The sequence below is a fragment of the Desulfococcus sp. genome (assembly GCF_041737845.1).
Lineage (GTDB): Bacteria > Desulfobacterota > Desulfobacteria > Desulfobacterales > Desulfococcaceae > Desulfococcus.
On sequence record NZ_JBGSQX010000134.1, the window covers coordinates 17,590 to 34,492 of the forward strand.

The window sequence follows — 16,903 nt, forward strand, 5'->3', positions numbered from 1 at the left end:
GTTCATATCGTTACCATGACACGCCCGCATCATCGGCCCATGGCATTTCATACGCCATATCATAAAATAACAACGTGTTGAAGTCGAATCCGAAGGGTCTCATTTGGGTGGAACCCATTGCTGTCAGCCATGAATCGCATCGCCATACCTTCATATAAAGGACCCACGCCTTCATGTCCGATAGACTGACCTGTGAAGCGGCAACGGAAAATATGCCTTTCCTCGCCGTGCTCGATGCCATCGACGTCCATGTCTGCGTCACGGATTTCGAAACCCACGATATTCTGTTCATGAACCGGAAGATGCGGATGGATTTCAGGGCCGATGCCGCAGGCCGGAAATGCTATGCCGTCATCCGGCGGCAAAAGGCGCCCTGCCCGGACTGCAACAACCGGGCGCTGATGGCAAAAAGCCTGCTTTCGCCCGACGACCCCATCGAGTGGGAGTCGGTAAACCCCGTCACGGGAAAACATTACATCCATTTCGGCCGTGCCATCCGCTGGCGCCACGGACAGATGGCGCGGCTCCACGTTTCGACCAATATCACCCGCCTGAAGGAACATGAGCGGGAATGGCGGACCATCCAGAACCAGCTTCTGCACTCCCGGAAAATGGAGGCCGTCGGCACCCTGGCCGGCGGCATCGCCCACGAATTCAACAACCTGATGATGGTGATCCAGGGCCGAACGTCCCTCATGATGATGAATGTCGATGCATCCCATCCGCATTTTGAACACCTGAAAGGGATCGAAAGCTGCCTCGACGCCGCAAAAGACCTGACGAACCAGCTTCTCGGGGTTTACAGCGGCAGAAAAGCCAAGGTGGCGTCCACCTGCCTGAACGACATCGTCGATGAGTGCGCTCAAATCTTCGGGGGCACCCGGAAAAAAATCCACATCCGAAAAAAATATGAGAGAAACCTCTGGAAAACGCGGGTTGACAGAAAGATGATCCGCCAGGTCATTCTGAATCTCTATATCAACGCGTGGCAGGCCATGTTCGATGGCGGAGAACTCACCATCACCACGGAAAACCTTTCTCCGGATGAAACATTCTGCCTCTCCCATGATATCCGGAAGGGGCCGTTCGTCATGTGCTCCGTGGGCGACAACGGGATCGGAATGGATCCGCCGACCCTGGCCAGGATATTCGACCCTTTTTTCACCACCAAAGGGGTGGGCCGCGGCACCGGGCTTGGCCTCGCCGCCGTTCACGGCATCATCAGAAGCCATCACGGCACCATCACCGTCAAGAGCGGCTGCGGCTGCGGCACCCGCTTCAGCATTTACCTGCCGGCCGACCTCCCAGCGGCGCATCTTTCCGATTAATTTCTCAGCCGGCGCCGGGCGGCGCGCTTTTCCTCCACTGCGGTCTCGGGCAGGATATCGACCACTGCCTTCCGCGCCAGAGCGCGCCCCTCTCCATCGGCGGCACGGCCCCGGCCCCTCTCGTGCCCCCGGAGATCCTCGAGGATCAGGTACAGCACCGGCACCAGAATCAGGGTGACCCCTGTGGCGAACAGGACCCCGAACCCGAGGGAGACGGCCATGGGAATCAGGAATCGCGCCTGCCGAGACGTCTCGAAGATCATGGGCGTCAGGCCGAAAAAGGTCGTGAGGGTCGTCAGGATGATCGGACGGAAGCGGTGGATGCCGGCCCCGAGGATGGCATCGCGGGCGGACAGGCCGTCCAGCCGCTTCCGGTTGGCGAAGTCGATGAGCACGAGGGCGTCGTTGACCACGACGCCGGAAAGGGCCACAATCCCGAACATGCTGAGGATGCTGAGGCTGTATCCCATGATCAGGTGGCCCGCGACCGCCCCGACGATGCCGAAGGGGATGGCTGTCATGATCACCGCCGGCTGGATATAGCTGTTGAGCGGGACGGCCAGCATGGCGAAAATCACCAGAAAGGCCGTGAGCAGACCCTTCACGAGGCTCCGCATGCTCTCCCGCTGATCGGCCTGGCTGCCCTCGAAGCTGAAGCGCAGGCCGGAATATTTCTTCTGCAGTTCTGGAAGGATCTCCGACTGGAGGGATTGGGTCACCTGGCCCGCTGCGCTTCGGGGACTCGCGTCGGCCGTTGCCGTGATGATCCGCCTGCCGTCCCGCCGGTTGATGTCGGTATAGGCGCGGCCCCTGGAGAGGGTGACCGCGGCCTGTAGGGGAATCTCCCCGCCGGCGGGCGTCCGCAGGATCATCTGTTCGAGGCTGCTTTCGAATTCCCGCTCGGACCGGGGAAGCCGCACCATCACCTTGATCTCGTTCCGGCCCCGCTGCTGCCGGAGCGCCTCGGCGCCGTAATAGGCGTGCCGGACCTGCCTGGCCACCTCCTCCGAACGAAGGTTCAGGCTCCGGGCCTCGGGCCGGATCTGGAAATCAATCTGCCGCTTGCCGGGGGAAAAGCCGTCATCGATGTCGATGACGCTGGGGTAAAAGCGCAGGGATTCGGCCAGTTCGGCGCTCGCCTGCTCAAGGACGTCCATCCGGGGGTGGCTCAGCTCCACCGACACCGAGGCCCCCCGCCCCGGCCCCCCGGCATCCGATTCGAATTTTAGGGATTCCAGGCCCGCCAGGTCGCCAACCCGATCCCGCCAGAGAGCCGTCACCTCCGACGTGGAAATCGGGCGCTGCTCCGGCGGCGTCAGGTAGAAGCTCACGGTGGTCGTGCTGCCCTTGATTTCGGCATAAATCCCTTTCAGCAGCCGGCCGCCCCCGTTTTCCGCCGCCACCGCCTGAGCTGCGGAAACCAGGGTTTGCCGGACCGAGGCGGTCTGGTCATACGCAGTGCCGAAAGGGAGGGTGGCGGTCGCCATGGCGTAATCAGATTCGACCTTGGGGAAAAGCTCGAACCCCATGCGGCCGCTCCCCACATACCCCAGGGTCAGGGCCAAAATGCCGACCCCCAGGGCAATGGCGGCGTAGCGCCACCTGAGCGAAAACTCGAGGAGCGGACCGTACCAGCGGCCGACGGACCTGAGGAACACGCCGCTGAAACGCTGCTGCCTGACCACCATCCACCCCAAGACCCCTTTGGGTTGCCAGTCTTTCTGGCGGCCGACGTGGGCGGGGAGGATGAAGAGGCTTTCCACCAGCGAGATGGTGAACACGCTGATCACCACGATGGGGACCTGCCGGAAGACCTTGCCCATGAAACCGGGAATGAACAGCATGGGCATGAAAGCGACGACATTGGTCAGGATGCTGAAATTGACGGGCAGGGCGATCTCCCGCGCCCCCCTGACGGCAGCCTCGTACCAGCCGGCGCCCCGCTGCTGGTGGTGATAAATGTTTTCCCCCACCACAATGGCGTCATCCACCACGATGCCCAGGGCGATAATGAAGGCGAACATGGACACCATGTTGATGCTCGCGTCCGCCGGAGGGAGGATAAACATGGCCCCCATGAAGGATACGGGGATGCCCAGGCTCACCCAGAACGCCAGCCGGATCTCCAGAAACAGGGTCAGAAGGATGAAGACCAGCCCCAGGCCCAGATAGCCGTTTTTCAGCAGCAGCCCGAGGCGCTGCCGATAGACGTCGGAGCGGTCGTCCTGAAGGTCCACGGAAAGGCCCGGCGGGAAGGTCTGCCTGACCTCCGCCACCACCGCTTTCACGGCATCGGAGACGGAGATCGGGGTCTGGTCGCCGACCCGAAAGACATCGAGCATCACCGCCGGTTTTCCGTTGTAGGAGGCGGACCAGTCCACCTCTTCGAAGCCGTCCCGGATCACCGCGATATCCTCCAGGAGGAGCTGCGTGCCGTCGTTGGACGCGATGATGGGGATCCGGCCGAACTCGCGGCCGTAATCCCGCCGTTCCTTCATGCGCACCAGGATGTCGCCTGCGGCGGTCTTGATGGCGCCCGCGGGCAGCTCCACCGAGGCCCGACGGATGCGCGCCGCCACCTCCTCCAGGGTCAGGCCGTAGGTTCGCAGCGTGTCCTGAGAAATTTCGACGCTGATCTCGTAGTTCCGCACCCCCGAGAGGTCGACCTGGGTCACGTCCGCCTCCTGAATCAGGCGGTCCCGAAGATACTCGGCGTATTCCCGCAGCACCGGTTCGCTCTGATCGCCGTAGAGGGCCAGTGAGACCACGTATCGCTTTCGGGAGGCGATGGCCACCGTCGGCTCCTCGGCGTCATCGGGAAAGGAGGTGACCCGGTCCACCTCATTCCGGATCTCCTGGACGAGCTTCTGGATATCCTCGCCCTCGATCATCTCCACCGTCACCTTGCCGCTGCCCTCGCCGGCAACGGAACGGACCTCTTCAACCCCCTCCAGTCCCTGAACCGCCTCCTCCACCGCCAGGATGATCCCCCGCTCCACCTCTTCGGGGCTGGCGCCCGGATAGGCGACGGTGATCTCCACGAGATCCAGATCGTAATCGGGAAAGACCTCCTGGGTGATGCCCCGACTCATCAGGAAACCGCCGACGAGAAGGACCAGCATGAACAGATTGGCCGCCACCGAGTGGCCCGCCATCCATGCAATGGGTCCTTTTCGTTCATTTTTTGTCATTTTCATGGCATCCCTCTTCCACGGGCGGATGGATTTCACCGGAGCCGCTTTCCCCGCCTTCCGGAATCCTGGCCGGTTTCCGGCAGATCAGTCGCTTCGGGACGTTCCGGAGCGCCACGGCGCGGGCTTCTTTTCATCGGAGACAAGGCGGACCGGCATCCCCTCCACCGGCGCGGCAAGCGCGGAAACGATCAGTCTTTCCCCCTCGGCCAGGCCGTGTGAGATGAAAACCGTTTCGCTCCCCCGCCACACCGGCGTCACCCTGCGGACGGCCAGAATGCCGTCCGGTTTGGCGATCCAGACATGGTCGTCGTCCCGGAGCGCCTGCCGGGGAATGGGAAACACGTCCGCCACCTCGGCCCCCCGGATATCCATCAGCACGTATTCCCCGATAAGGAGCGGCGGACGTCCGCCCCGGGCGGCGGCGGCATCCGACGCCAGGTCCAGGGGGTCTTGGATCTCGATGAGGATCCGGGCCATCCGGCCCCCGGGTTCAAGGTCGCTCAACAGCTTGATGACCCGGCCTTCCCGGGTCCACTGCCCGCCGCCGTACCGGATCAAGACCGGGGCGCCGGCCTCGCCGGTTCGCCGGGGAACATCGATCCAGCTCAGGCGGTCCACCGGGACCGATGCCTGGATCCAGTATGCATCGGTCCCCACGAGCTGCCCCAAAGTGTCCTGGGGCATGATTTGTGAGCCGATGGCCACCGCGCGGGACCGCACCACCGCGTTGAAGGGCGAATGGATCCGGGTGCGGGCCAGGTTCAGGCGGGCCTGGGTCAACTCCGCCTCCGCTGCGCGCAGGTCGGCGCGGGCCTTCCTGAGATGCGGTTTTCTGAGGGCGAGTTCCGCATCCGATGCTTTGGCCTCCCCGCCCCCGCCCAGGAGGTCCCATTCCCGCCTCGCCACCTCCTGGTAGCCCTCCTCCAGCTTCAGGCCGTAGACGGCATTGGCGACCTGGCTCTGCTTCTGCCGGACCGCCAGTTCATAGTCCTCGGGATCGATCCGCATCACCTCATCCCCCGTTTTCAAAAGCCCGCCCTCCGAAAACTCCGCATGATGGCGGATGACCTCGCCGGCGACCCGCGACTTGAGGGTCATCTCCCGGGCGGGCAGGACGGTCCCCATGGCCTGAACCACGACCTGCTCCGCAGCTCGCTTCAGGGTCATGGTTTCCACCAGTGCCACAATGGGATCGGGCGCTCTCTTCTGCGGTTTGGGGCCGGTCCGGTTCAGATAGACTGCCCCGGCGGCACCGGCAATCAGGATCGCCAGGGGGATCACGAGCCTGAGCCCCCGCCGGCCGGGACGGCCGCCGGCAGATTCTGCGCGGTTCTGCTCATGTTCGGTCGTTTTCATCCCCCATGCCTCCTTCCGGATCCCGACATTTCAGGGGCCTCCGCCGCCACCGAGTCTGTCCACCCCCCGCCCAGCGCCCGGTACAGACCGATCCGATCGATCAGCAGCCGGGTCCGCTGCAGCAGGACGTCCCGCTCCAGCCCTTGGGCGGCCAGGATCTGGGTCAGCACGGGAAGGTAGTCCGAAAGCCCCCGGCGGTAGCGCTCAACGGCCTGGGTCAAGGCCCGGTTCGCGGTCCCGAGGCGGGTCTCCAGAATGCGGATATGCTCCCGCCGCTTTCCCTCGCTGACCAGGGCATCCTCCACCTCCTTGACCGCGCCGACTACGGTCCTCCGATACGCCCAGAGCGTCTCGTCGGCCAGTGCCCTCTGGAAGTCCACCTCGGCTTTCCGCCGGTCTCCGTCAAATATAGGCGCCGTCAGGTCGGCCGCAAGCTGCAGAAACCAGTTGTCGAAGATCAGTTCCAGGTCACCCGCGCCGTAGGAGGCCGCACCGGTCAGCCGGATGGCGGGCAGCCGGTTGGCCCGGGCGGCTGCGACCCGCCAGTCCGCGGCTTCGAGCCGAAGCCCGGCGGCCCGGATATCGGGTCTTGCGGCCAGCAGATCCGCCGGCACCCCCGTGGGCGGCAGGGTTTCGGGAATGGGAATCTCCGTTCGGGTGATCTCCATCCGGGCGGTGGGGAACCTTCCCGTCAGCACCGCCAGTTCATGATGCAGCAACTGCTCTTCGGCTTCCACCAGGGGAATCTGGGATCGGATTTCCTGGACGACCTGCTGCTGCTGGAGGACATCCAGAGCGCCGACCATGCCCTTGCGGAAGCGCAGCTCCACCAGCTCGAGGTAGATCCGGCTGTTCTCCATCTGGCTTTCCAGAAGCTGTTTCTGCATCCGGCTGGAGATGATGCCGGCCCATCGCTCCGCCACACCCGCCGTTACCGTCACGGCGGCGGCGTCCACATCCTCTCGGGTGGCGGCCGAGTCCAGGCGCGCCGCTTCACGCTCCGATCGGATCCGGCCCCAGAGGTCCATCTCGTAGCGGCTTGAGACCCCCAGGGCGTAGTCCTCCAGGGTGCGGGCGCCGTCGTTCTCCGCCTGCCGCTGCCGGATCAGGCTGCCGCCGGCCTCCAGATCCACCTCCGGGAGAAGCCCGGACCCGGCCTGAACCGCCAGGGCCTGCGCCTGCCGAAGCCTGGTCCAGGCCGACAGGATGCCGAAATCGCCCGCCAGGGCCGCTTCGACGAGGCGGTCCAGCTCGGAGTCCCCAAACCCGCGCCACCATGAATCCGTAGAGGATTTTCCGGCAGCCTGAAGGGAATAGACTTCCGGCATGCCGCCCGGGAGCGCCGGCCGGCCTTCGGGGTCGAAAAGTGCGCACGAGGCCAACCCGCCAAACGCGCCTGCAGCCAGCAGCAGCGCGGCGGTTGCCGAACGCCTGCCGATGTTCTTCAGTGCAGTCACAAAAGCACCTCCTTCCCGCCCTTCCGTTCCAAAACGCCGCACCAGTGGGGCCTCCCCGCACGCACTTTCCGGGCAGGACCATGCCGTCTTCAGCAATCTGCCGGAGTTCTTCGGGCTGCGGCGCCAACAGGCCGCCCCTCCGAGCCGAATGGTTCAAAGATAGGATGCATTCATCGATTTCTCAAGACAGGGGCGGCGGGTTCCGGTTCAAAATCGCTTCCCAACCGGATCTGACCTCTTGAAGCACTGGGGAAAATGGCGGGGCCGGGGTCGAAGGAAAGCAGCGACCCCGGCGGAAATGAAGGCCCCGGGCAGCCCGCCGGCTGCCCGGGGATCATGCTACATCTGGGTTGAGAAAAAACCGGCCTTGAGGAATTCCCGGTTCGCGCGGGCGATGTTGACGATGGAGATCTCCTTTGGGCACTCCGCTTCGCACTCCCGCTCGTTGCTGCAGTTGCCGAACCCCAGGGCGTCCATCTCCCGGATCATGCTGAGCGCCCGTTTGGCCGCTTCGGGGCGACCCTGGGGCAGGAGCGCCAGATGGGAGATCTTGGCGCTTGCGAAGAGCATCGCCGAGGCGTTGGGACATGCGGCGACGCAGGCGCCGCAGCCGATGCACTGAGCCGCATCCATCGCCTTTTCCGCGATCTCCTCGGAAATGGGCAGGGCGTTGGCATCGGGCGCACCGCCGGCATTGACCGAAATGAACCCGCCCGCCTGGATGATGCCGTCGAGGGCGCCCCGATCGATCATGAGGTCTTTCAGTACCTTGAACGCCCGGGCCCGGAAGGGCTCGATGACCACCGTGTCCCCGTCTTCGAAATGGCGCATGTGGAGCTGGCAGAGGGTGGTGCCCTTCTCGCGCCCGTGGGGATGTCCGCCGACCACGCAGCCGCACTGCCCGCAGATGCCCTCCCGGCAGTCGCTGTCAAAGGCGATGGGGTCCCTGCCCGCAAGGGTCAACTCCTCGTTGACGACATCCAGCATCTCCAGGAAGGACATATCCGTCGAAATGGCATTGGCTGTATAGTCTTCAAACCGGCCTTTATCCTTTGGACCGTTCTGACGCCAGACCTTCAGCGTTAGATTGATGGCTTTCGATGTCACTTGTAGCTCCTTTGCGTTAATTTGACGTGTTCAAAATTCAGCGGCTCTTTGTGGAGCACAGGGTCTTCACCCACCCCCCGATCTTCCCAGGCAGCGACATAACAGAAATTCTCATCGTCGCGAAGGGCCTCCCCCTCCGCGGTTTGGAAGCCCTCGTTGAAGTGACCGCCGCAGGATTCCTGGCGGTTCCGGGCATCGATGACCATCAATTCCGCGAACTCGAGAAAGTCGGCCACGCGGCCGGCTTTTTCAAGGCTCTGATTGATATTGCCGGTCTCGCCGGGGACCTTTGCGTTTTTCCAGAATTCCTCCCGAAGCTCCTGAATCATGACCCTGGCTTTCTCGAGGCCGTCATTGTTACGGGCCATGCCGCAGTATTCCCACATGATATGTCCCAACTGCTTGTGGAAATCGTCCACCGTCCGCTTTCCGTTGATGGACATGAGCTTTTCGATCCGGCCGCCAACCTGGCCGACGGAATCCTTGAACGCCGGATGGTCCGTGGTGACGGACTCGTGGGCTTCACCGGCCAGGTAGCCGCCGATGGTATAGGGGATGACGAAATAGCCGTCGGCCAGCCCCTGCATCAGGGCGCTGGCGCCCAGACGGTTGGCGCCGTGGTCTGAAAAATTGCACTCGCCCGTGGCAAACAGGCCGGGGACCGTGGTCATGAGGTTATAGTCGACCCAGAGGCCGCCCATGGTGTAGTGGACCGCCGGATAGATCATCATCGGCATCCTGTAGGGGTCCTGCGCGGTGATCTTCTCGTACATCTGGAAGAGGTTGCCGTATTTTTTGGCGATGACGTCCCTGCCGTCCCGATCGATGGCGTCGCGGAAGTCGAGATAAACGGCCAGCCCGGTCTCTCCGACGCCCCGGCCCTGGTCGCACTGCTCCTTGGCGTTCCGGGAGGCCACGTCCCTGGGGACCAGGTTCCCGAAGCTTGGATATTTCTCTTCGAGGTAATAGAACCGCTCGGATTCGGGGATATCCCCGGGCGTCCGCTTGTCTCCGGGGTTTTTCGGGACCCATACCCGGCCGTCGTTCCGGAGGCTTTCGCTCATGAGGGTGAGCTTGGACTGGTAGTCGCCGTGGACGGGGATACAGGTGGGGTGAATCTGGGTGTAGCAGGGGTTTCCGAAGAATGCACCCTTGCGGTAACAGCGGTAGGCCGCGTTGACGTTGCAGTTCATGGCGTTGGTGGAGAGGAAAAAGACGTTGCCGTACCCGCCGGTGGCCATTACCACCGCGTGGGCCGCGTATTTTTCGATTTCGCCGGTGACGAGGTTCCGGGTCACGATGCCCCGGGCCTTGCCGCCGACGATCACCAGGTCAAGCATCTCCCGCCTGGGGTACATCTTCACCTTTCCGGCCGCGATCTGCCGCGACAGGGAGGCGTAGGCGCCCAGGAGAAGCTGCTGCCCCGTCTGGCCCCGGGCATAGAAGGTCCGGGATACCTGGGCACCGCCGAAGGACCGGTTGGCCAGTTGCCCGCCGTATTCCCGGGCAAAGGGGATGCCCTGGGCCACGCCCTGGTCGATGATGTTCCGGCTGACCTGCGCCAGACGGTAGACGTTGGCCTCACGGGCCCTGAAATCGCCGCCCTTCACCGTGTCGTAGAAGAGCCGCCAGATGGAATCGCCGTCATTCTGGTAGTTCTTGGCGGCATTGATGCCGCCCTGGGCCGCAATGCTGTGGGCCCTTCTCGGGCTGTCCTGAACGCAGAAATTTTTGACGTTGTATCCCAGTTCGGCCAGCGTCGCGGCTGCAGCGCCTCCGGCCAGGCCGGTGCCGACGACGATGATGTCGTATTTTCGCTTGTTGGCGGGGTTGACGAGCTTGAGTTCGAAACGATGTCTGTCCCATTTGTCCTGTATGGGACCACTCGGGATCTTTGCATCTAACTGCATGGACGAATCCTCCTTAGGCAAGAATGGAAATATAAATCGGAATAAAGCCGAAACCGACGCCGACAAGAATGCTGAAGAGAATGCCCGCCACCTGGATGATCGGCATGTACTTGGGGTGGTTGGCGCCCAGGGTCTGGAACGCGCTCCAGAAACCGTGGCTGACGTGGACGGCGACGATGATCATGGCGGCGACATAGGTGATCACGTACAGCGGATTGGAAAAGGCGTTGGAGACGATCTCAAAGATGGTCGTGTGGGTTTTATCGACAAAATGAAAGTTCAACAGGTGGAAAACGATGAACAGGAGCATCAGAATGCCGGTGTAGGGCATGGTCTGGGAACCGATGGTGCGGCCCCCGCCGCATTTCTTGACGGCGTACCGGGTCGGCCGGGCCTTGTAGTTCTGGTAGAAGAGCAGCAATCCCAAGGCGATGTGGATGACGGCGAATGTCAGCAGCCCCAGTTCCGCCACGGTCAGGAGCGGCCCCAGGGCATGGAGGTGCTCCGCATAGCTGTTGAACGCATCCTTTCCGCCGTAAATGGTCAGGTTGCCCGCAAGATGCCCCGCCAGGAAACCGATAAAGCCCAGACCGGTGAGGGCCATGAAGAGCTTCTTCCCGATGGAAGTTCCTACAGTGTTTGAAATCCAATTCATTTTTTTCCTCCGGTGTAAAAAATTGAAATGTTGTTATATATTAAATCTTCAAGCAATTAAGGAAATTAAAAAATGCATACCCAAAATAATTCATCCCCCGTGAACAATAGTTACTATTGGTTTCATGCCGGTCTGTCAACATAATTTTTCAGCCACCACTCATCCCACTCCGTTTCCATGATCTTTCGGGCCATCAATTTTCCCGTGTCTGTCTTGAGGCGCTGCAGCACCGTCGGCAACCACTTTTGCGGGGGCGAATGCCCGATGTCCGAAAGGGCCTTGAGGTCGAGGATAAAGGCGATCTGGTCCGCATCCCGCGCCAGAAGCGATTCACGGCTCTCCCCCATCCTGAACTCATCGATGAGCTGCGCCATGGTCGGGCCGAAAGGAAGGTCCTGAATGGTGTCCCGAACCGCCTTGGCCTCGTCGGACGCCACGTAATTTTTCTGGACGTAATTCAGGTCGCCGGTCCTGGCCTCCGGGAGATCGTGGACAAGACACATGGAGATCAGCTTCAGGGCATCGACAGCCGGGTCCATCTGGGCCATGGCATACGCAATGAAGGTGATCATGAAGGAATGCTCGGCCACCGACTCTTCGCCGGCACCCAGAAAATGGTATCCGGACCGGGGAATTTCCTTCAACATTTTTGCCTCGAATAACAAATTTACGATGCTTCTCATGGTTTTCTCAATGTTTTAAATAGGTTGCTTTTTCAGAAAAATAAATGGCACATATACGGAAAAACATCAGGGTGGGGATTTAACCTTCCGTAATATAAATATTCTTGAACCGGATGCCATGTTCTCCAAACCGCTTGACACTTTCATGATGCTGTAATACTCTATCCAATTTGAAATAAACAGTAAATTCAGGTTAACGATCGGAGTCATTCATGGCCAACAGTCTAGATATCCTTCATATAGTGGCGGGAGCCGGTTACATGGTCCAACTGGTGCTCCTCCTGCTGCTGTTCTTCTCGCTGACATCATGGACCATCATCCTCATCAAATTCCTCTATATGCGGCGAGCTTTCCGGCAATCCGAAGCCTTCACGAACATTTTCTGGGAGAGCCGCGATCTCTCCCTGGCCTATAAAGAGGCCAGTCTGCTTGACGGAAGCCCGATAGCGCGCCTGTTCAGCATCGGTTACTCCGAGCTGAAAAAACTGCGGCAGTCCGGCGGCAAATCCCTGCCCGATGACGATGATTCGCTCAACGAAAAATTTACGGGCCTGGACAACGTCAAACGCTCCCTGAGGCGCGCCATCACCACCGAGACCACGCGCATGACCCAGATGATCCCCTTTCTGGCGACAGCCGGAAACACCACCCCGTTCATCGGACTTTTCGGAACGGTGTGGGGCATCATGGAATCCTTCCGCAGCATCGGGCTGAGCGGTACGGCCAGCCTCGCGGTCGTCGCCCCCGGCATCTCCGAGGCCCTGGTGGCCACGGCGGCGGGCCTGGCCGTAGCCATTCCGGCGGTCATCGCATTCAACTATTTCGTTCAGCGCGTCCGGGTGATGGAATCGGAGCTTCAGATTTTCGCCGCCGATTTTCTGAATATCATCGAGATGGATATTCTACCGGCGAAGGGGAAACGTTAATGGCCATTGAAACCAACAGCGATCGGTTGATGTCCGACATCAACGTCACGCCTTTCGTGGATGTGATGCTGGTGCTTCTGATCATCTTCATGGTATCGGCCCCCATGATGACCCAGGGGGTGGATGTTGCCCTGCCCCAGGCGGTTTCCAAAGCGCTTCCCGCCGATCAGGAGCAGCTTATGGTGACGGTCGATGCCAAAAACATGGTGTACATCAACGACCAGGAGGTCTCCCTGGACTCCCTTCAGGATAAGCTGGCCAAAATCCTGGACAACAACCGCGAACGCCAGGTCTATTTTCGCGCCGACAAAGATATCGCATACGGAATGGCTGTCCGCGTCATGTCCGAGATCAAGGGGGCCGGCGTGGAAAAACTTGGGATGGTCACCGAGCCCTTGAATGCCGGCAGAGACGCCGCCGGAAAAACAACCGGCGGGAATCAATTGGATGCGGGCAAGACATCCGGTTCAGAGAAAAAGTAAAGACCCATCCACAGAAAAAGCCTAATGAAAGACATCCCCCGAGAGAACTGGTCCCCCCTGAACGGGGAGACCACCGAAAAGCGCATCCTTACGATCTCCTTTGTCGGGTCCGTCCTGATTCATGCGATCCTGCTGGGGCTGATGTTTGTCGGGTTTGACCATACCCCGCGGATTTCGATGGCGCCGTCCGCCATCAACGTCACCATGATATCCACGGGGGACCTTCCCGAGCCGCCGCCGCCCGCCATGAAGACCAAAACGGCGAACCTTGCGCCCAAATCGTCGGAGGAGGCCGAGGCGCCCATGATCACCGAAGAGGATCTTTCCGAAGGGGAACCCGAGGGCCAGGAGCAGGAAGCCCCCGCCGAGGCCGAACCGGAATCCGCGGTTCCCGAGCCCCCTGCCGAGGAGCCGGAGACAGCGGCCCCCGAACCGACGCCCCGGGAGCCGGAAGTGAAAAAAGCCGCATTGAAAAAACCGGCGGAACTCCCCGAACCCATCCCTCCGGTTGCCAAAGAGCAGGTGGTTATCAAAGAAAAGGTGGTTATCAAGGACGCGCCAAAGGTGGAGGAAAAACCGGATCCGAAGCCCGAAAAAGCGGAGGAAAAGCCCAAACCGACGGAAGAAGCGCCCAAAACGGCGCAGGCCGCCTCCCCGGATGCGGAGGCTAAGCCCCAGGCGAAGGAGGCGGAACCCAAGGTGATCAAGTCCGGCGCCAAGAACCGGAAGGCCGCCAACGATCAGAAATCGGTCATCACCCCCTCGGCCGCGCGGGCGGATTCGATCAAGGATGCGATCAACAAAGTCAAGGCCAAGGCCAAACAGGGATCCGGGGGTCAGTCCGGGGGGTCGGCCGTTGCCGCCAACCGCACCGGATCGGCAACGGGAGAAACCGGCCAGACCGGTGAAACCGGGCAGTCCGGCGGCGTGGTCGGCGCGACCGGCAAGATCGGGGGCGTGATCGGCGGAGCCGGAAAGGCCGGCGGAATGGCCGGATCCATCAGCGATATCTACAAGGCCCAGATTTCCTATCAGATCGAGCGGAACTGGGCGTTTTCCGACAACCTCGCCGGTGGCCGGAAAGACCTGCGGACAATTCTCGTGATCACGATTCTCCCGACAGGACAAATAGAGAATCTCTGGTACGAGCAGCGGTCGGGCAATAACTTCCTGGACCAGTCCGCCTACAACGCGGTGATGAAGTCAAACCCACTGCCGCCTCTTCCGAGAGGGCTGTCGGAATATACCATTGCCCTGGTATTCACCCCTACAGGCCTGAACTAACGCCATCCAATGCATCCGAACACAGGGACCGAGGACAATTGATGAAACAAGGTTTATGGAAGACAGTATTGTTGGGTTTGGCAGCTTTCCTTGCATCCGCAGCGGGGGCTGCCGCCCAGTATGATTATATCGACATCCGGAATCCGTCGCTGAAGAAGATCCCGATCGCCATCCCGAACTTCCGGGTATCTCCCCAGGATTCGCTCCTCTCCGTTCAGAGTTCGGACCAGACGGCGGAATATCTCGATTTCACCGGCTATTTCAAAATCCTGGACCGGGGAATGTTCCTGATGGACCCCAACCAGCCCGAAACCGAACGGGCCTCCATAAAATTCCAGAACTGGACGACCATCGGCGCGGAGCTGCTGATTACCGGAAATATCCAGGCCCAGGGTGATCTCATCGACATGGAGCTCCGGCTTTTCGATCCCTTCAAGGGGGAAATGCTCCTCGGCAAGCGCTACAAGGGGTGGAAAAAGGATATGCCTCGGATGATCCGGCGATTCTGCGGCGAGATCATCTTTCTTCTGACGGGAAACTGGGGCGTATTTGACAGCAAGATCGCCTTTGTTTCGACGGGAACGGGCAACAAAGAAATCTTCACCTGCGAGTTTGACGGCAGCCGGCCCCAGCAGATCACCCGTTTCAAATCCATCACCCTCTCGCCGGCCTGGGGCATGAACGGAAGGTGGATCGCCTACACCTCTTACGCCAAAGGTCAGCCCGATCTGTATATTCGCGACCTGTCCGGAAACCGGGGAACCATCCTTTCCAAAAAAGGTTTAAACACAACGCCCGCATGGGTTCCAGGCCAGTTCAAGCTGGCGGCGACACTCTCGTTTACCGGAGATCAGGAAATTTATCTGTTGACCGGAGATGGGAAAATTATTAATCAACTGACGAAGAGTTGGGGCATCGATACTTCGCCGACCTGGTCGCCCGACGGCCGGAGAATGGCTTTTGTCTCGGACCGTTCCGGAAACCCCCAGATCTACGTCACGGACATCGGCTCCGGCAAGGCTCAGCGCCTCACCTTTGAGGGTAAGTACAATACCCAGCCCAACTGGTCGCCGAGAGGAGATAAAATCTGTTATTCAAGCATTGAAGGCGGCGAAATCAATATCCATGTGATGGACGTGAACACCCGGCAGTCGGCCAGGCTGACCTATGGCGCGGGGAAGAACGAATCCCCGGTATGGGCCCCCGACGGCAGCATGATCGCCTTCAGTTCAACTCGTGAAAAAGGGATATCCCGGATATATGTGATGACGGCCTATGGAACCGATCAGCGGCGTTTGGTTTTAATGGACGGTGCGCAGTCCATGCCAAGCTGGTCGCCCAGCAGCACCGGAAACTGATCCTGTACCGGATGATATCACTTTGGCCAATAACGGTAGTTCAACTAATATCCAACAACTTTTTATTAGGGAGGAAGCTATGCGCGGTAAAAAATGGATAATTGCAGCTCTCATTCTCATCATTCCCGGACTGTTCATGACAACGTCCTGCTCCAAGAAGATGGTCAAAAGCGACGGCATGACCATGGCGGGAGACGGCGGACAGGGCACGGGAGCCGGAGGAGACGGCCAGGGCGCCATTGGTGAGGATGGATTGACGCCCGAACAGCGGGCTGCCAAGGAGCAGTTCCTGAACGAACACATCTATTTCGCCTTTGACCGGTCCGACCTGTCAGCCGAAGCCCAGGCCACCCTGGGGAGAAAAGCCGAGTACCTTCAGGAGAACACCGGCCTGAACGTCACCATCGAAGGCCACTGCGATGAGAGAGGCACCAACGAGTACAACCTGGCGCTGGGAGACCGTCGTGCCCTGAGCGTCAAGGCTTACCTCGAAAATCTGGGAGTCTCCGGCTCCCGGATGTCGCCCGTCAGCTATGGCGAGGAGCGCCCCCTCGATCCGGGTCACACCGAAGAAGCGTGGTCCCAGAACCGCCGCGCCCAGTTCATCTTCGAATAGGCCGCAGTCTCCACAACGGCAACCCGTACGCCATGTCGCCGGTATCCTCCGGGTGCCGGCGACAGCACGTTCAAGACACTTTTATTTGATGAGACAGCAGGATGGCAGGAATGAAAAGGATCCGGTTGACATGCCTTTCGGCAATTCTGGGTTTGGGGATGATCGGCTGCGCGAGCCAGAGCGATATCAGAATTATTGAAGATCGCGTGATCGCCCTTGAGCGGCGGAACCTGGAACTCGAACAGCAGACCTCGGAAAGCATCGATGCCAAGGCTGCGGCATTGAGAAATCAGTCCGCCAGCCTCTCCGCGGCGACGGACCAGGTCAGAAACGACATCCAGGACCTCAACGGGAAAATCGAAGAAGTCGGTTTCCAGGTGTCGTCCCAGACCCAGTCTTCCGAATTGCTGACCCGGCGTGTGGAGAGGATCGAGCAGATGCTCCAGCTCCCGGCCATCGGGGACGGCCGGGGCTCCTACGTTCCCGGTGCCCAGAGTTCGCCCGGCGCGCCGCCCGCACCCGTGCCCATGCCCGGCGGCCTCCAGCC

General features: G+C 60.7%; 14 protein-coding genes. 7 read left to right on the top strand and 7 right to left on the bottom strand.

Going from position 1 to position 16,903, the window contains the following annotated elements; all coding sequences use genetic code 11:
- The first annotated feature begins 173 nt into the window (after nucleotides 1-173).
- Entirely contained in the window at nucleotides 174-1,328 is a 1,155-nt protein-coding gene (locus tag ACEW8N_RS15635; RefSeq protein WP_373500774.1) for a nitrogen regulation protein NR(II), read from the top strand.
- On the opposite strand, the gene ACEW8N_RS15640 is transcribed toward ACEW8N_RS15635, so the two are convergent.
- From ACEW8N_RS15640 to ACEW8N_RS15670, 7 genes are all read right to left on the bottom strand, one after another.
- The gene (locus ACEW8N_RS15640; RefSeq protein WP_373500775.1) at nucleotides 1,325-4,525 is read right to left on the bottom strand and encodes an efflux RND transporter permease subunit; all 3,201 of its coding nucleotides are present in this window, start codon (nucleotides 4,523-4,525) and stop codon (nucleotides 1,325-1,327) included. The genes ACEW8N_RS15635 and ACEW8N_RS15640 overlap by 4 nt on opposite strands.
- An 81-nt stretch (nucleotides 4,526-4,606) precedes the next feature.
- Entirely contained in the window at nucleotides 4,607-5,878 is a 1,272-nt protein-coding gene (locus ACEW8N_RS15645) for an efflux RND transporter periplasmic adaptor subunit (RefSeq protein ID WP_373500776.1), read from the bottom strand.
- Nucleotides 5,875-7,335: an efflux transporter outer membrane subunit gene (locus ACEW8N_RS15650; RefSeq protein WP_373500777.1), complete on the bottom strand. Its 1,461-nt coding sequence runs from the start codon at nucleotides 7,333-7,335 to the stop codon at nucleotides 5,875-5,877. Before ACEW8N_RS15650 ends, ACEW8N_RS15645 begins: the two co-directional genes overlap by 4 nt.
- A 339-nt stretch (nucleotides 7,336-7,674) precedes the next feature.
- On the bottom strand, nucleotides 7,675-8,442 hold the full coding sequence (locus ACEW8N_RS15655) for a succinate dehydrogenase/fumarate reductase iron-sulfur subunit (RefSeq protein ID WP_373500778.1): 768 nt from the start codon (nucleotides 8,440-8,442) through the stop codon (nucleotides 7,675-7,677).
- Nucleotides 8,439-10,352, bottom strand: a complete 1,914-nt coding sequence (locus ACEW8N_RS15660) for a fumarate reductase/succinate dehydrogenase flavoprotein subunit (RefSeq protein ID WP_373500779.1) — start codon at nucleotides 10,350-10,352, stop codon at nucleotides 8,439-8,441. The genes ACEW8N_RS15655 and ACEW8N_RS15660 overlap by 4 nt, the downstream gene beginning before the upstream one ends.
- A gap of 13 nt (nucleotides 10,353-10,365) precedes the next feature.
- Nucleotides 10,366-11,007 (bottom strand): succinate dehydrogenase cytochrome b subunit, encoded by a 642-nt coding sequence (locus ACEW8N_RS15665; protein WP_373500780.1) that lies wholly within the window; start codon nucleotides 11,005-11,007, stop codon nucleotides 10,366-10,368.
- Nucleotides 11,008-11,129: 122 nt separating this feature from the next.
- The gene (locus tag ACEW8N_RS15670) at nucleotides 11,130-11,654 is read right to left on the bottom strand and encodes an HD family hydrolase (RefSeq protein WP_373500781.1); all 525 of its coding nucleotides are present in this window, start codon (nucleotides 11,652-11,654) and stop codon (nucleotides 11,130-11,132) included.
- Nucleotides 11,655-11,902: 248 nt separating this feature from the next.
- On the opposite strand from ACEW8N_RS15670, the gene tolQ reads away from it, so the two are divergent.
- The 6 genes from tolQ to ACEW8N_RS15700 form a co-directional block, all read left to right on the top strand.
- A complete protein-coding gene (tolQ, locus tag ACEW8N_RS15675) occupies nucleotides 11,903-12,616 on the top strand; it encodes a protein TolQ (RefSeq protein ID WP_373500782.1) in 714 nt (237 codons plus the stop codon).
- On the top strand, nucleotides 12,616-13,098 hold the full coding sequence (gene tolR, locus ACEW8N_RS15680) for a protein TolR (RefSeq protein ID WP_373500783.1): 483 nt from the start codon (nucleotides 12,616-12,618) through the stop codon (nucleotides 13,096-13,098). Before tolQ ends, tolR begins: the two co-directional genes overlap by 1 nt.
- 24 nt (nucleotides 13,099-13,122) lie before the next feature.
- A complete protein-coding gene (gene tolA, locus ACEW8N_RS15685; RefSeq protein ID WP_373500784.1) occupies nucleotides 13,123-14,382 on the top strand; it encodes a cell envelope integrity protein TolA in 1,260 nt (419 codons plus the stop codon).
- A gap of 41 nt (nucleotides 14,383-14,423) precedes the next feature.
- Nucleotides 14,424-15,740, top strand: a complete 1,317-nt coding sequence (gene tolB, locus ACEW8N_RS15690; protein ID WP_373500785.1) for a Tol-Pal system beta propeller repeat protein TolB — start codon at nucleotides 14,424-14,426, stop codon at nucleotides 15,738-15,740.
- A 79-nt stretch (nucleotides 15,741-15,819) separates the two neighbouring features.
- Nucleotides 15,820-16,356, top strand: coding sequence for a peptidoglycan-associated lipoprotein Pal (gene pal, locus ACEW8N_RS15695; RefSeq protein ID WP_373500786.1), 537 nt, complete (start codon nucleotides 15,820-15,822; stop codon nucleotides 16,354-16,356).
- Nucleotides 16,357-16,466: 110 nt separating this feature from the next.
- A partial coding sequence (locus tag ACEW8N_RS15700; protein WP_373500787.1) for a hypothetical protein occupies nucleotides 16,467-16,903 on the top strand: 437 nt, incomplete at its 3' end.

Coding starts and splice junctions, on each gene's coding strand:
- ACEW8N_RS15640 (WP_373500775.1), bottom strand. CDS start 4,525: ATGAAAATGACAAAAAATGAACGAAAAGGACCCATTGCATGGATGGCG.
- tolA (WP_373500784.1), top strand. CDS start 13,123: ATGAAAGACATCCCCCGAGAGAACTGGTCCCCCCTGAACGGGGAGACC.
- tolR (WP_373500783.1), top strand. CDS start 12,616: ATGGCCATTGAAACCAACAGCGATCGGTTGATGTCCGACATCAACGTC.
- ACEW8N_RS15670 (WP_373500781.1), bottom strand. CDS start 11,654: ATGTTGAAGGAAATTCCCCGGTCCGGATACCATTTTCTGGGTGCCGGC.
- ACEW8N_RS15665 (WP_373500780.1), bottom strand. CDS start 11,007: ATGAATTGGATTTCAAACACTGTAGGAACTTCCATCGGGAAGAAGCTC.
- pal (WP_373500786.1), top strand. CDS start 15,820: ATGCGCGGTAAAAAATGGATAATTGCAGCTCTCATTCTCATCATTCCC.
- tolQ (WP_373500782.1), top strand. CDS start 11,903: ATGGCCAACAGTCTAGATATCCTTCATATAGTGGCGGGAGCCGGTTAC.
- ACEW8N_RS15635 (WP_373500774.1), top strand. CDS start 174: ATGTCCGATAGACTGACCTGTGAAGCGGCAACGGAAAATATGCCTTTC.
- ACEW8N_RS15645 (WP_373500776.1), bottom strand. CDS start 5,878: ATGAAAACGACCGAACATGAGCAGAACCGCGCAGAATCTGCCGGCGGC.
- tolB (WP_373500785.1), top strand. CDS start 14,424: ATGAAACAAGGTTTATGGAAGACAGTATTGTTGGGTTTGGCAGCTTTC.
- ACEW8N_RS15660 (WP_373500779.1), bottom strand. CDS start 10,352: ATGCAGTTAGATGCAAAGATCCCGAGTGGTCCCATACAGGACAAATGG.